This is a genomic window from Actinoallomurus sp. NBC_01490, assembly GCF_036227085.1.
GTDB classification, from domain to species: domain Bacteria; phylum Actinomycetota; class Actinomycetes; order Streptosporangiales; family Streptosporangiaceae; genus Actinoallomurus; species Actinoallomurus oryzae.
Map to the genome: position 1 here is coordinate 1,796,329 of NZ_CP109433.1, position 14,123 is coordinate 1,810,451.

The 14,123-nt window shown below is 71.2% G+C and carries 14 protein-coding genes; 8 read left to right on the forward strand and 6 right to left on the reverse strand.

Going from position 1 to position 14,123, the window contains the following annotated elements; translation table 11 throughout:
- Positions 1 to 147: 147 nt before the first annotated feature.
- Positions 148 to 564 carry a hypothetical protein gene (locus OG417_RS09020; RefSeq protein ID WP_329252501.1) on the forward strand — a complete coding sequence of 139 codons (417 nt, stop codon included), beginning with the start codon at positions 148 to 150 and terminating at the stop codon, positions 562 to 564.
- A gap of 189 nt (positions 565 to 753) precedes the next feature.
- Here OG417_RS09020 and OG417_RS09025 read toward each other — a convergent pair whose 3' ends face one another.
- The 3 genes from OG417_RS09025 to OG417_RS09035 all read right to left on the reverse strand — a co-directional run bounded on the left by OG417_RS09025 (position 754) and on the right by OG417_RS09035 (position 2,638).
- The gene (locus OG417_RS09025) at positions 754 to 1,299 is read right to left on the reverse strand and encodes a copper resistance CopC family protein (RefSeq protein WP_329252504.1); all 546 of its coding nucleotides are present in this window, start codon (positions 1,297 to 1,299) and stop codon (positions 754 to 756) included.
- Positions 1,296 to 1,985, reverse strand: a complete 690-nt coding sequence (locus OG417_RS09030) for a YcnI family copper-binding membrane protein (RefSeq protein ID WP_329252507.1) — start codon at positions 1,983 to 1,985, stop codon at positions 1,296 to 1,298. Before OG417_RS09030 ends, OG417_RS09025 begins: the two co-directional genes overlap by 4 nt.
- Before the next feature lie 80 nt (positions 1,986 to 2,065).
- Positions 2,066 to 2,638: a hypothetical protein gene (locus OG417_RS09035; protein WP_329252510.1), complete on the reverse strand. Its 573-nt coding sequence runs from the start codon at positions 2,636 to 2,638 to the stop codon at positions 2,066 to 2,068.
- Between the two features lie 230 nt (positions 2,639 to 2,868).
- Here OG417_RS09035 and OG417_RS09040 point away from each other — a divergent pair, with 230 nt between their 5' ends.
- The 4 genes from OG417_RS09040 to OG417_RS09055 all read left to right on the forward strand — a co-directional run bounded on the left by OG417_RS09040 (position 2,869) and on the right by OG417_RS09055 (position 8,172).
- Positions 2,869 to 3,762: an endonuclease/exonuclease/phosphatase family protein gene (locus OG417_RS09040; RefSeq protein ID WP_329252513.1), complete on the forward strand. Its 894-nt coding sequence runs from the start codon at positions 2,869 to 2,871 to the stop codon at positions 3,760 to 3,762.
- Between the two features lie 11 nt (positions 3,763 to 3,773).
- Positions 3,774 to 5,033 carry an exo-beta-N-acetylmuramidase NamZ family protein gene (locus OG417_RS09045; protein ID WP_329252516.1) on the forward strand — a complete coding sequence of 420 codons (1,260 nt, stop codon included), beginning with the start codon at positions 3,774 to 3,776 and terminating at the stop codon, positions 5,031 to 5,033.
- Positions 5,034 to 5,043: 10 nt separating this feature from the next.
- Entirely contained in the window at positions 5,044 to 6,810 is a 1,767-nt protein-coding gene (locus OG417_RS09050) for a serine hydrolase (protein WP_329252519.1), read from the forward strand.
- Positions 6,811 to 7,191: 381 nt separating this feature from the next.
- On the forward strand, positions 7,192 to 8,172 hold the full coding sequence (locus OG417_RS09055) for a TerC/Alx family metal homeostasis membrane protein (RefSeq protein ID WP_329252522.1): 981 nt from the start codon (positions 7,192 to 7,194) through the stop codon (positions 8,170 to 8,172).
- Between the two features lie 42 nt (positions 8,173 to 8,214).
- Here the strand turns inward: OG417_RS09055 and OG417_RS09060 are convergent, their stop codons facing one another.
- Complete coding sequence (locus OG417_RS09060; RefSeq protein ID WP_329252526.1) at positions 8,215 to 8,856, reverse strand: TetR/AcrR family transcriptional regulator; 642 nt, start codon at positions 8,854 to 8,856, stop codon at positions 8,215 to 8,217.
- Positions 8,857 to 8,915: 59 nt separating this feature from the next.
- On the opposite strand from OG417_RS09060, the gene OG417_RS09065 reads away from it, so the two are divergent.
- A complete protein-coding gene (locus OG417_RS09065; protein ID WP_329252528.1) occupies positions 8,916 to 9,317 on the forward strand; it encodes a hypothetical protein in 402 nt (133 codons plus the stop codon).
- 529 nt (positions 9,318 to 9,846) lie between these two features.
- Here OG417_RS09065 and OG417_RS09070 read toward each other — a convergent pair.
- Entirely contained in the window at positions 9,847 to 12,195 is a 2,349-nt protein-coding gene (locus tag OG417_RS09070; protein ID WP_329252530.1) for a Tex family protein, read from the reverse strand.
- A gap of 285 nt (positions 12,196 to 12,480) precedes the next feature.
- Complete coding sequence (locus OG417_RS09075) at positions 12,481 to 12,696, reverse strand: DUF2277 domain-containing protein (RefSeq protein ID WP_329252533.1); 216 nt, start codon at positions 12,694 to 12,696, stop codon at positions 12,481 to 12,483.
- A 79-nt stretch (positions 12,697 to 12,775) separates the two neighbouring features.
- Here OG417_RS09075 and OG417_RS09080 point away from each other — a divergent pair, with 79 nt between their 5' ends.
- Both OG417_RS09080 and OG417_RS09085 read left to right on the forward strand, forming a co-directional pair.
- Entirely contained in the window at positions 12,776 to 13,792 is a 1,017-nt protein-coding gene (locus tag OG417_RS09080) for an NAD-dependent protein deacetylase (protein ID WP_329252536.1), read from the forward strand.
- A gap of 102 nt (positions 13,793 to 13,894) precedes the next feature.
- Complete coding sequence (locus tag OG417_RS09085) at positions 13,895 to 14,122, forward strand: hypothetical protein (protein ID WP_329252539.1); 228 nt, start codon at positions 13,895 to 13,897, stop codon at positions 14,120 to 14,122.
- Position 14,123 lies beyond the last annotated feature (1 nt).

Here is a 14,123-nt window from a genome sequence, read left to right on the forward strand (position 1 = left end):
GGAAGTGAGATGACTTTCGTAACACCAGTCACAGAACTTTCTTTGAGCCGCTTTATTAACACGCGATACCGGGAGAACTCGCCCTGGTCGACTCTTGGCTATTTCGAACACCTGACGTCGCATAGGTCACTGGATAAGCTCCCCGTTGTGGGACGTCATGTCTCTGCCGAGCGAAGACGTGCGCTTCGCGGCCGGTTCTTCCTCGCGCTTCTCGCGATCGGGGCCCTCGTCTGCCTGGCGGCGTTCGCCGGTTACCGGATCTGGGACGAGACGCGCGGCCGGCCGCTCTTCCGGCATGGCCGGCCGTCGCCGTCGGCGGCTCCGGCCGCGGTGACCCTCTCGGTCACGGTGACGGGTCCGAAATGCCAGGTGTTCGTGCGGGTGCCGGGCGGCGACATCCTCGTCAACCGCAACTTCACGCGCGGCCAGTCGCTGCGCTTCGACGAACAGCGGCTGAGCGTCGTCCTGAGCGACGCGAGCGCCGCACGCGTCTATGTGAACGGCCACCTGCGCCCGCCCGGAAAGCCGGGCAGGCGCGTCGCCTTCGTCGCGCTGAAGGGCTGACGCGGAGGCAGTTTTCGGTTCGCCGGAAAGGCGGGTTTCCTTCTGCCGCAATTACGGCGTACGGACACCACACGCGTACGCCGTGCGAGCGTCCGGGCGATTCGGTGCGGGTCACGAGGCGCACTGACCGGCCATCCGGGGGACGTGGTCCTCGTTCCCCGCGGCCGGGGAACGAGGACCACGGAGGCGTCAGGCCCGGCCGCCCGCGGAGCGGCGGCGGAGCAGTGCCAGCGCGCCGCCGATGACGCCGAGGACGATGACGACGAGCCCGATCCACCACCAGCCGGCGCTGGAGGTGTGCCGTACGGGCTCGGCGGCGGGGGAGGCCGGCGCCGACGACGCCGAGCCCGCCGGGGCCGTCTGGGTCGCCGACGGAGAGCCGCCGCCCTTCACCGTGAACTTGTACTCGCCGGTCACCGGGTGGCCGTCCTCGGCGACCACGCGCCAGCCGACCGTGTAGACGCCCGGCGCCAGCGCGCCGCCGACCTGCTGCGTCACGTGGTTGTCGACCGCGCTCGCCTTGCCCGCCTCGTGGTGGCCGCCCTTGGCGTCCAGCAGGACGACGCCGGGGAAGCGCACCGGGTCGGCGTAGGTCAGGCGGATCTGGGCCGGTGCGGCCACCGTCGCGCCCTTGGCCGGATCGGACGATGTCAGGGTCGTGTGGGCCTCGGCCGGCGCGGCCGTGGCCAGCACGCCCAGCAGTGCCGCCGCCGTGGCGGCCACCGCGATCCTCATGACGCGCGCCTCCGGGTCAGGCCGTACACGCCGACGGCCAGGCCCACGACCCCGAAGCCGAGGCCCAGGCCGCCGAGCAGCCGTGCGGTGCCGTCGTCCGGCGACGCCGGGGAGTCCGCCGCGGTCACTCGCGTCGACGCGTCCTTGGCGTTCGCACCGGACGCGGCGGCGACGAGATGGATGGTCGGCGCGGGGTGCTCGGGCTCCTGACCGCCGTTGCCGGGGTCCTGGTTCCAGTTCACCACGTCGCCGTCCGAGTAGGTCTGGGCCGCCTTGAACATCAGCCGGTCGACGCCGGTCGGCAGCGGGCCCATCGAGACGTCGAACTCCTGGAACTCGCCCGGCGTGATCTTCCCTCCGCTCCAGGTGATCTTCGAGACGGCCTCGGTGAGCTCCCCGCCCTCGACCTTGAGCGGCGTGGCCAGCTTGGTCTTCTCGACCTTGATCTTCCAGCCGGGCACCGGGCGGACCGACACGGAGGCGATCGGGTGGTCGGCGGGCAGGTCGACCTCCAGCTTCGTGGTGTCGGCGCTCTTCTCCTCGTTCGGGACGCGGAACGACACCTTGCTGTACGAGCCCGGCTCGGCCGTGCTCGGGTTGGCGGTGACGTGCGCCGAGGCGGCTCCGGCCGCGAGCGTGACCGCCAGACCGGCCAGGGCGGACACGGTCGCCACGCGCTGTGACATGCGCATAAAGGGACTTCTCTCCATTTGACAGTGGAACGCCGAATTACCGGACCTGCGGAGATCCGGGAGCCGTGCGGCGCTCAACCGGCGAGCGCCGCCGTACGGGCGGCGGGAGGTCCCCTTCGGATGACGACGTGACGCAGGAGGGCGCCGCGCGGCGCGGCGGCGGGTGAGGGCGCGGCCTGGAGGCGCGGCGCCGAGCGGACCGGCGGCGCCGCCGACAGCAGGGCGCGCGCCGGACGTACGAGGGCCGCGGCGACGCGCCGGGCCAGGCTCCACACCGCCCGCTCGCCGCGGTGCAGCCACCAGGCGGACACGGCCGCCGCCACGCCGTGGGCGAAGGTCATGGTCCAGCCGGCCGAGGACGGCGCCATGGTGTCGCCGTGAGTCAGGTGCTGCCCGTGCTCGGCGGCCGAGAACAGGGCGTGCAGGACGAACTGGCCCCCCAGCAGCCCACCGAAGATCGTCGCGAGGGAGCGTTCGGCGCCGGCGAGGGCCATGCCGACCACGGTCATGACCGCGAGCCCGCCGACCGCCGCGACCGGGGAGACGGTGGCGTGCGAGGCCATCATGTGACCGGTGACGGCCAGCGCGACGCACACGGTGGCGAACACCACCGCACGCGCGGCACGGTACGTCGGACGGGTCGGCATGACGCCTCAATTATCGGCGTACACCCTCTGTGCTCGCGGCCGCCTCACCCGAATCCGACACTCGCCCGCAGATGCCCTGGACGCTCGCGGTCGCCTCGCCGGAAGACCGGCGGCGTGCCGATGTCGGCCAACCTTAACGTCGCAGGCTATTGACGCCGTGATCGTTAGTACTTAACTTCCATACGACCACGTGATGACGTTGGATTTTTTCCAGAACCACCGGGAGATCCATGTTCCGGCCCGTTTCGCGTTCCTCCCGAGCCGTACGCCGCACCGCAGCCGGGCCGGCCGTCATGGCCCTGCTGCTCGGTGCGCTCGCCACCGGTCCGTCCGCCCATGCCGCTACGGAGAGTGATCACGGCCGAGGCGTACGGTTGCGGGTGATGAACTACAACATCCAGGCCGGCGCCGGCTCCGATCACGTCTTCGACCTGGAACGACAGGCCGAGGCCATCGAGTCCGAGCACCCCGACGTCGTCGGCCTGGAAGAGGTCGACGTCGACTGGGCGAGCCGCAGCGACTACACCGACGAGGCCACGTGGCTGGCCCGGCGGCTGCGCATGCACGTCTTCTTCGCCCCCATCTACGACCTTCCGCCGGACCGCGAGGGCGCGCCCGACCGGAGGTTCGGCGTCGCGTTGCTGTCGCGGTTCCCGATCATGTACGCGAAGAACCACGACATCACCCGGCTGTCCACGCAGGTTCCCGACCCGGTGCCCGCGCCCGGCCCGGGATTCCCCGAGGTGCTCCTCAACGCGCACGGCATGCCACTCTGGGTGTACGTCACCCACCTGGACTACCGCGCCGATCCGGGCGTACGGGAGGCCCAGGTGGCCGACATGGACTCGATCATGGATCGGCGGCACGGCCGCAAGCTGCTCCTCGGCGACTTCAACGCCCAGCCGGACGACCCGGAGCTGGCGCCGCTGTGGACGCGGCTGACCGACGCCATGACGGTCGTGGGGCAGCGCACCACGCCGACCTGGCCCGCCGACACACCGACCAAGCGGATCGACTACGTGACCTACTCGACCGGGTCCGGCATCCGCGCCGTCGGGGCGCACGTGCCGGACACGCTCGCCTCCGACCACCGGCCCGTCGTGACCGACCTGACGGCGTTCTGAAGGGGGATGACATGACGACACGACGAGGAGTACTCCGCGGCATCGCCGTCACCGGAGCCGCGGCGCCGTTCGCCTCTTTGGCCGCCACGCCCGCCGAGGCGAAGAAGGCCGGCGACGTGCAGACCGGCTTCGACGTGCTGCACGCGGGCGGCTACCAGCAGCTCAAGGGCCAGAAGGTCGGCATGGTGGCCAACCCCACCGCGGTCGTGCGCGACCTGAGCCACGAGGTCGACGTCATGCACGCCTCCGGCGCCGTCGATCTCGTGGCGGTGTTCGGCCCCGAGCACGGCTTCCGCGGCTCCGCGCAGGCCGGCGGCTCCGAGGGCTCCTACAAGGACCCGCGCACCGGCATCCCCGTCTACGACGCATACGCCAAGAGCGTGCAGGCGATCGCGGACGACTTCACCAAGTCCGGCATCGACACGGTCGTCTTCGACATCCAGGACGCCGGCGCGCGCTTCTACACCTACATCTGGACGATGTACGACTGCATGCAGGCGGCGTCCCTCGCCGGCAAGCGCTTCGTCGTCCTCGACCGGCCGAACCCGCTCGGCGGCACCCAGGCGACCGGCCCGGTCATGCAACCGGGGTACACCTCCGGCGTCGGCAAGCAGGCGATCTCGCAGCAGCACGGCATGACCGTCGGCGAGCTGGCCCTGCTGTTCGACAAGGAGTTCCTCGGCGGGAAGGTCAAACCGCAGGTCGTGAAGATGCGCGGCTGGCGGCGCGGCATGTTCTTCGACGAGACCGGCCTGCCCTGGGTGATGCCCTCGCCGAACATGCCGACCCTCGACACGGCGATCGTCTACCCCGGCCTCGGCCTGTTCGAGGCCCTGACGATCTCGGAGGGCCGCGGCACGACCCGTCCGTTCGAGATCGTCGGCGCGCCGTTCCTCGACTGGCACTACGCCGACGCCCTGAACGCGCTGAACCTGCCCGGTGTGCGGTTCCGCGAGATGTACTTCGTGCCCACGTTCTCCAAGTGGGCGAACCAGAACTGCGCGGGCGTCGAGGTCACGGTGACCGACCGCCGCAGGTTCGACTCGATCCGTACCGCGATCGCGATGATCGTGACCGCGAAGAAGCTCTACCCCAAGGACTTCGCCTGGCGCGAGAGCGCCCCGCCGTACTGGATCGACAAGCTCACCGGCTCCGACCTCGTCCGGAAGGGGGTCGACGGCGGCTCCACGACGGACCAGATCGTCGCCTCCTGGCAGGGGGAGCTGGCACGGTTCCGCGCCCAGCGGGCCCGTTATCTGCTGTACCGCTGAGGAGGAACCGTTGCGTCGCCCCCCACGTCGCTCCCTCATGGTCCTCGTGGCCGCCGCGTGCCTCGGCGCGCCGGCGGCCGCCCAGGCCGCCCCATCTTCGCCGTCCGCCGCGCCTGCGGGCGGCCCGCCGACCGTCACCGCCTCCGATTTGAAATTCACGCCCGGCCGTACGCTGCACTACGGCTCGGCCGCCTCCGCCGGGCTGCTGCCCGACCAGGTCGCGGCGATCGCCAGGGACGCCGCCGCGTACGAGACCGCCCTGCCCGGCGCGGCGCACCCGCTGTACCCGGGCGCGGTCGTGCTCGCCGCGCGGGGCGGCACGATCGTCCAGCACAGTGCGTCCGGGTACGCGCTGCGCTACTCCGACGACAAGCCGACCGAACTGCCGCGGGACCAGTGGATCCCGATGCGCGACGACACGATCTTCGACCTGGCGTCGATGTCCAAGCTGTTCACCACGATCGTCGCCCTGCAACAGGTCGAGCGCGGCACGATTGATCTGGACAAGACGGTCGCGACGTACCTGCCCGACTTCGCCCAGAACGGCAAGGGCACGATCACCCTCCGCCAGCTGCTCACGCACACGAGCGGCCTGGAGCCGGACCTGCCGTTCTACAACTACGAGGGCCGCGCCGCGCAGGAGCAGGCGCTGTACGCGGAGAAGCTGCAGAACCCGCCCGGCACCGCGTACGTCTACTCCGACCTGAACCTGATCACGATGCAGTTCATCCTGGAGCACGTGACCGGCAAGACCCTCGACGTCCTCGTACGCGACGGGATCACCGGGCCGCTCGGGCTGAAGGACACCGGCTACAACCCGCCCGTGTCCGAGAAGAACCGCATCGCCGCGACGGAGTACGAGCATGTGCCGCCCGCCCAGCTCAATCGCGGGCTCGTGTGGGGCCAGGTCCACGACGAGAACTCCTACGCCCTCGGCGGTGTCGCCGGGCACGCCGGGGTCTTCTCCACCGCGCACGACCTCGCGATCCTCGCCCAGATGATCCTGGACGGCGGCCGGTACGGCCACGCGCGGGTCCTTGGGGACTCGTCGGTGCGGAAGATCTTCACCGACTTCAACCAGGCGTTCCCCTCCGACTCGCACGGCATCGGATTCGAGCTGAACCAGCGCTGGTACATGGGCGGCCTGTCCTCCCCGGTGACCGCCGGCCACACCGGCTACACCGGGACCGACATCGTCATCGACCCGCTGTCCCGGTCGTTCAGCATCCTGCTGACCAACCGGGTGCACCCGAGCCGCAACTGGGGCAGCATCAACCCGGCGCGTGTCGCGGTCGCCCAGGACCTGGCCCGCGCCATCCCGGTGCGCCCGGCCGAGGGCCGTACGGCGTGGTTCTCCCAGACCAAGGACAAGAGCACCGCGACGCTCACCGCCCCGGTGACCGGCGCCACGAAGCTCTCCTTCGACCTGTGGTACGACACGGAGGAGACCGACCTCGGCGTGCTGGAGGCCTCGCCGGACGGCACGACCTGGACGCCGGTGCCGTTCTCGCTCAAGGCGGGCCGTTCTTCCTGGACGTCGGACGGCACGTTCTCCGGCTTCGAGGACCGCCGCTGGGCCAAGGCGGCGGCCACACTGCCGGCGGGCACCACGCAGGTGCGCTGGCGCTACACGACCGACCCGCTGTACGAGGGCCGCGGCGTGTACGTCGACGGCGTCCGCGCCTACGACGCGCACGGCCACGTCGTCCTCAACGGCGAGCGCCCGTCGGACGCAGCACGCTTCGTCCCGAACGGCTGGACCGTGAGCTCGAACTAGCCTCAACCGGCCCTGGCCCGCGGACACGGGCCTCGGCCTCTCCCGGCCCTGATCCCGCCGCGCGCGACCCGCGCGGCGGGATCAGGACGTTCGGGCCGGCGAGGCCCTCCGTTCGTCTGATGGAGCCCGGCGGCCGTGCACCCGGTGGACGGATGTGGACGCCGCACTGGACGGCGCCGCGTCGGCTCACCGTTCCGGTCGGGGTCCGATCAAGCCCTCTGCCAGCGGGAACCGGTGGTCAGCGGCTATCGTTCTCGATGAGGGGAGTACTTCCCAGCGTCGGCCCGGTCAGCACGGACACCCTTGGTGGTGGCCCCGGGTGGCGGCCCGCCTCGCGCGGGTGAAGGAGACCTCGGACGACGAGCCGTTCGAGGAGTCCGCATGTCCACTTCCGTCGCTTCGCCGCTGGTCTGGGTCGTGACCCTCGCGGGGGTGCTGTTCTTCTTCGCGGTGGACTTCGTGCTGACCCGGCGTCCGCACGCGGTCGCCTTCCGCGAGGCGCTGGCGTGGACGGCCTTCTACCTCGCCCTGCCGATCATCTTCGGCGTCTTCGCCTGGCAGCGGTGGGGTTCGGAGACCGCGGTCGACTACTTCACCGGCTGGCTGGTGGAAAAGTCCTTGTCGGTCGACAACCTTTTCGTGTTCATGCTGCTCATCGCCGCCTTCGCGGTGCCCGTCGCTCTCACCCAGCGGGTGCTGCTGTACGGCATCGCCGGCGCCCTCGTGCTGCGCGGCGTCTTCATCGCGATCGGCGCCGCGGCCGTCCAGACGGTCTCCTGGACCTTCGTGATCTTCGGTGCCATCCTCCTGTTCACCGCCATCAAGATCGTGAGGGACACGATCACGGGAGCGGGGCACGAGGTGAACGTGTCCTCCCTGCGCTCCGTCCGCCTCGTACGCCGCCTGATGCCGGTGACCGACGACTACCGGGGCCCGCGCCTCACCGCCCGCCTCGACGGCCGGCGGGCCCTCACCCCGCTCGCCGTGGTCGTCGTCGCGGTGTTCGGCACGGACCTGGTCTTCGCGATCGACTCGATCCCCGCCGTGTACGGCGTCACCCAGGACCCGTACCTCGTCTTCACCGCCAACGCCTTCTCACTCTTCGGCCTGCGCGCGCTGTTCTTCGTACTGCAGAGCACGCTGAGCAAACTGGTTCACCTGGGGTACGGCCTGGCGGTCATCCTCGCCTTCATCGGCGTGAAGCTGATCCTGCACTGGGCACACGGCACGTGGAAGTGGCTGCCGGAGATCCCCACGCCGATCTCGCTCGCCGTGATCGTCGTGACGCTGCTGACGGTCACCCTGACAAGCCTGCGCGCGGGCCGCCGAGACGCGGCGTCGGCGGTCGCCGACGGCCGCTGAGAGGACGTACGCTCACGGCTCTCCCGCACGTGAGGGGCCTCCTCAGGATGAGACGAAAACGCCGGCGCGTGCGGCCGCGGCGACGGCCGCGGCCGACTGGTCGGCCGCAGCGCTGTCGAGTGGTTCCGCGGTGACGAGCAGCCGCATGTACAGGGGTGCTCCGATGGCTCGGGATACGTCGGTCGGCTGAGTGCCAGAGGGAAGCTCGCCGCGGCGGACGGCGCGGGTGACGATCTCGGCGACCATCGTGGTGTGCTCGGCCCAGAACGCGCGGATGACCTGCGCGACCTGGTCGTGGTGGCCGGCCGAGACCATGGCGCGTACCAGCGCCTGGCCGGCGCGGTCCGTGAGTACGGCCAGCGCGGAGCGGGCGAGTTCGCGCAGGTCGCCATCGATGCCGCCGGTGTCGGGTGCCGGCACGGATTGGTCGGCGAAGAACGTGAGGGCGTCGACCAGGAGGCCGTCGAGGGTGCCCCAGCGCCGGTAGACCGTTGCCTTGTGCACGCCGGCGCGGTGGGCGACGGACTCCATGCTCAGCCCCGCATAGCCGGACTCGATGAGCTCGTCGACGGTCGCCTGGAGCACGGCCGCGCGGGTGCGTGCGGTGCGGCCCCCGGGCCGGGTCTGGGTCATGTGCGCCTCGACATCTGATGCGACGAATCGTTGCATTAAGCGTTCGGTCATGCCATCGTATCCATTAATGCGACAGTCCGTCGCACAAGCAGTCGTCAGGGGAGCGGATCGTGAACATTTCGACGTCAGCCGGCACATCGTCCCGGTGGGGGACCGTCGGTCAGGTCCTGACCGGGTTGGTCGCGGCCTCCGCACTCCTCGCGGCCGTCACCGCGGTCTCCGACGTGACCGCGGCAGACCATGCCACCCTTGTCGTCCAGACCTGGCGGATGTACGGCCTGTTCCTGTGCGGCGGGATGTTCGCGCTGCTCGCGCTGAGGCCGCGCGTCCACGGTGCGGTGTGGGCATTGATGATCGCCAACAAGGCGGCACTGACGGTCACGACAGTCGCCTACTCCACCCACGGCGGCATCGCGGAGGCGACCAAGACCGTCGGCTGGGACGGCACGCTGACCGTCGTCTTGATCGCCGCCTTCGTCATGTGCCGGGCGAATTCTGAGAGCCGGTCGTAAGCCACCCGCTGCTCGGAGGGTCTTCAACATGCCCTGCGTCCGGACGGCGTCCGCCCGGACGCAGGGCACTGACGCGTCGGCCGCCCGGCTCTCCGCACCGTGCGCGGCGGCCTCCGGCTGCGGTCGACCACACGTGGCACCAAAGCCTCCCGCGCCGGTGCCGCGTCGGCCCGCGTCGGTGCCGCGTCGGTGCCGCGTCGGTGCCGTGCCGGTGGGCGCGTCGCTCCTGCGTCGGTCCCGCGTCGGTCCCGCGCCGGTGCCGCGTCGGTCCCGCGCCGGTGGCGCGTCGCTCCTGCGCCGGTCCTGCGTCGCTCCTGCGCCGGTCCTGCGTCGCTCCCGCGTCGGCCCTGCGTCGGTCCCGCGCCGGTGCCGCGCCGGTGGCGCGTCGCTCCCGCGCCCGGCGGCGCGCCGGGCGCGCCCCTCCCGCGCCCCTCCCGCCCGGGGGCTCCAGCCCATCTCTAGTGTCCAGGGGTAGGAGGCGGTCGCGGAAGGGGCGTGGGGTGGCTGTGGATAACCTGCGGCCGGGTCCCTACTGGCCGGGCAGGCCCTTGTCGAGGCCGGCGCGGCGTAGGGCGTCGGCGAGTGCGCCGCCGCCCGAGCCGCTCGAACTCCCGGAGCCGCCGCGGCCCTGGCGGCCGCCGTTCCGGCCGCCGCCCTGGCGTCCGCCGCCCTGGCGCCGGGCGCCGCCGTCGCGTCGGCTCTCACCCGGTTTGCGGCGGTCGGCCTCGTCGTCGAGCCGGAGCGTGAGGGAGATCCGTGACCGCGGGATGTCGACGTCGAGGACCTTGACGCGGACGATGTCGCCGGGCTTGACGACGTCGCGCGGGTCCTTGACGAAGGTCTTGGACATCGCCGACACGTGCACGAGGCCGTCCTGGTGCACGCCGACGTCCACGAACGCGCCGAATGCCGCGACGTTCGTGACCACGCCTTCGAGGATCATGCCGGGCTCGAGGTCGGCGATCTTGTCGACGCCCTCCTTGAAGGTCGCGGTCTTGAACGCCGGGCGCGGGTCGCGTCCCGGTTTGTCCAGCTCCTTGAGGATGTCGGTGATCGTCGGCAGGCCGAACGTGCCGTCGACGAAGTCCTCCGGACGTACCGTCCGCAGCGCCCTGGTGTTGCCGATGAGCGCCGAGACGTCGCCGCCGTCCTTCTTCAGGCCGGTCGACTCGAAGATCCGGTGGACCAGGGGGTACGCCTCGGGGTGCACGCTGGAGCCGTCGAGCGGGTCGTCGCCGCCCCGGATGCGGAGGAAGCCGGCGCACTGCTCGTACGCCTTCGGGCCCAGCCGCGGCACCTCCTTCAGCGCGTTCCGCGACCGGAACGGGCCGTTGGCGTCGCGGTGGAGGACGATGTTCTCGGCGAGGCCCGAGCCGATGCCGGACACCCGCGTCAGCAGCGGCACCGAGGCCGTGTTGACGTCGACGCCGACCGCGTTCACGCAGTCCTCCACGACCGCGTCGAGCGAGCGGGAGAGCTTGGTCTCCGACACGTCGTGCTGGTATTGGCCGACGCCGATCGACTTGGGGTCGATCTTGACCAGCTCGGCGAGGGGGTCCTGCAGCCGCCGGGCGATCGAGACGGCGCCGCGCAGCGAGACGTCCATGTCGGGCAGTTCCTGCGAGGCGTACTGCGAGGCGGAGTACACCGACGCCCCGGCCTCCGACACCATGATCTTGGTGAGCCCGGGCATCAGCTTGATCAGGTCGGCGGCGAGCTGGTCGGTCTCGCGGGAGGCCGTGCCGTTGCCGATCGCGATCAGGTCGACGCCGTGCTGCTGGGCGAGCTTGCCGAGCGTGGCGAGCGCCTCGTCCCAGCGGCCCTGCGGCTTGTGCGGGTAGATCGTGTCGGTGGCCACGACCTTGCCCGTGGGGTCGACGATCGCGACCTTGACGCCCGTACGGTAGCCCGGGTCCAGGCCCATCGTGGTGCGGGTGCCGGCGGGCGCGGCGAGCAGCAGGTCGCGCAGGTTCGCCGCGAACACGCGCACCGCCTCGTCCTCGGCCTCCTGCCGCAGGCGCAGCCGCAGGTCGAGATCGAGCCGGACGAGGATGCGCGTGCGCCAGGCCCACCGCACCGTCTCGGCCAGCCACCGGCTGCTCAGCGGCACCTCGAACCGCCGCGCGATCGCCCGCTCGTACGCGGTGACCTCGCCGTCTTCCTCCTCCGGCGTCAGGGTGAGGTCGAGGACCTCCTCCTTCTCGCCGCGGTACAGCGCGAGGATCCGGTGCGACGGCAGCCTCGTCAGGGGCTCGGCGAAGTCGAAGTAGTCGGAGAACTTCGCGCCGGCCTCCTCCTTGCCCTCACGTACGCGCGAGACCATGCGGCCCTTGGACCAGAGCCGCTCGCGCAGGTCGCCGATGAGGTCGGCGTCCTCGGCGAACCGCTCGACGAGGATCGCGCGGGCGCCGTCCAGCGCCGCCGCGGCGTCCATCTCCTCCGTGACGTACGGCCCGGCCGCCGCCTGTGGGTCGAGCGACGGGTCGGCGAGCAGCGCGTCGGCGAGCGGCTCGAGGCCGGCCTCCCGGGCGATCTGCGCCTTGGTGCGCCGCTTGGGCTTGTACGGCAGGTAGATGTCCTCGAGCCGGGCCTTCGTGTCGGCCTCCATGATCCGCGCACGCAGGGCGTCGTCCAGCTTGCCCTGGGACTCGATCGACTCCAGGATCGCGGTGCGACGCTCCTCCATCTCGCGCAGATAGCGCAGGCGTTCTTCGAGCGTCCGCAGCTGGGCGTCGTCGAGCGCGCCCGTCGCCTCCTTGCGGTAGCGGGCGATGAACGGCACGGTGGCACCGCCGTCGAGCAACTCGACGGCCACCTGCACCTGCCGTTCGCGCACGCCGAGCTCTTCGGCGATCTTCTGGTGAACAGACGTCGACACGATCCCTTGCCCTCTCACTGAGCTTGGGATGCATTGTGCAGGCATCCGCCGACATTGTCGCGCCGGACGGGGCCGGTCCGGGAAGGACGACCCCGCGGAACCCCCCGATGTGGGCGGCTCCGCCCCCAACATCCCCTGCACGAGGAGAAAACTTTCCTCGGCCCACGAGCTGCGCCGGTGGGGCGGGGTCTCCCGGCCGCCATCGAGCCATCGTTCAGCGGCGTGCGGCCCTGCCGATGTGTTTCGAGTAACTCATTCATCCACAGGCTGTGGACAACCCGTGGATCAGAGATGGGCGCCGCGGACCCGGAGGTCCGCCAGGAGGTCGGCGGTGGCCTGGGTCACCGCGTCGACCGCGCGCTCGAAGACGGCCTCGTTGTGGGCCGCGGGCTTGCGGAACCCCGAGATCTTGCGCACGTACTGCAGGGCGGCCGCGCGGATGTCGTCGTCGGTGACCTCTTCGGTCATCGGTGGCCGCAACGTCTTGATGCTTCTGCACATGTCGCCCATCTAACGCCTCCGGTGTGACAGCCGCGACGCCGCGGCTCGGTCAATCGGACAGATCGGGCACCATTGGGGGGTGAACACTCAGATGCTGGGCGAGTGTCCAGGCGATACGTCGCCCGCAGCCGTCACACGGCCGGACGCCGACGCAGCCGTCACCCGGCCGCGCCCCGGCGCGGGCCCCACCCGGCCGCGCCCCGGCGCGGGCCCCACCCGGCCGGACCCCGGCGCGGCTCTCACACCGCCGGACACCGGCCCCGCACTCACGCGGCTGGCCGACCTCGTCGCGGACGGCGACGTCGTGGTGCTCAGCGGTGCCGGTCTGTCGACCGAGTCCGGCATCCCGGACTACCGCGGCGAGACCGGCCGTAAACGACGGGCCGAGCCGATGACGTACCAGACGTTCATCGGGAGCGCCGCCGCCCGCCGCCGCTACTGGGCGCGCAGTCACCTCGGCTGGCGGCACGTCGCCCGGGCCACGCCCAACGCCGGGCACCGCGCCGTCGCCGAACTGCAGCGCCGCGGGCTGGTCAGCGGGATCATCACCCAGAACGTCGACGGCCTGCAGCAGGCCGCGGGCGCGCACGACGTGATCGAACTGCACGGCAGTCTCGACCGGGTCATGTGCCTGAACTGTGGCCGGCGTACCTCCCGCGAGGTGCTCGACGAACGCCTGGGCGCCGCCAACCGCGCGTGGAGCGCCGAGGCCGGCGCGATCAACCCCGACGGCGACGCGGTCCTCGCGGACGAGGATGTCGCGTCCTTTCGCGTCGTGGACTGCGCCGACTGCGGCGGTCTGCTGAAGCCCGACGTGATCTTCTTCGGCGAGAACGTGCCCAGGTCCCGGGTGGACGAGTGCTACGGGCTGACCGAGCGCGCCGGGCTGCTGCTCGTGCTCGGATCCTCGCTGACGGTGCTGTCCGGCTACCGGTTCGTCCGCCACGCGGCCCGGCTCGGCATCCCGGTGGCCATCGTCAACCAGGGCGGCACCCGCGGCGACGAACACGCTCTCGTGACGTTCGACGCCCCGCTCGGGCCCACGCTCACCGCCCTGCTGCGGGAGCTGGGCGACGGCTCGTACGCGACGCGTTGAGGGCCGCCGCGGCGCTATGGGGGTTTCGTCCCGACGTGAATTCGCGGACCGGACTGGCGGTATTCATATCTTCCGCGGACGCGCAGGACCATACTGAGGAGGGTGAAGCCACCCCGCGCCGCCAGCCGGCGACACCTGCCCACCAGCCCGTTCAAGCCTCCGGCCGACGCTCCGCCGGTCGAGCGGTTCGCCGTCGACGACCAGGTGGTCCACGACCAGTTCGGTCTCGGCGTCGTCATCGGGGTCGAGGAGGACGTCGCCGTCCTCGTCGACTTCCGCCCGCGCCGTGAGCGCATCACGGCGCCGTACCACAAGATGACCAAGCTCTGAG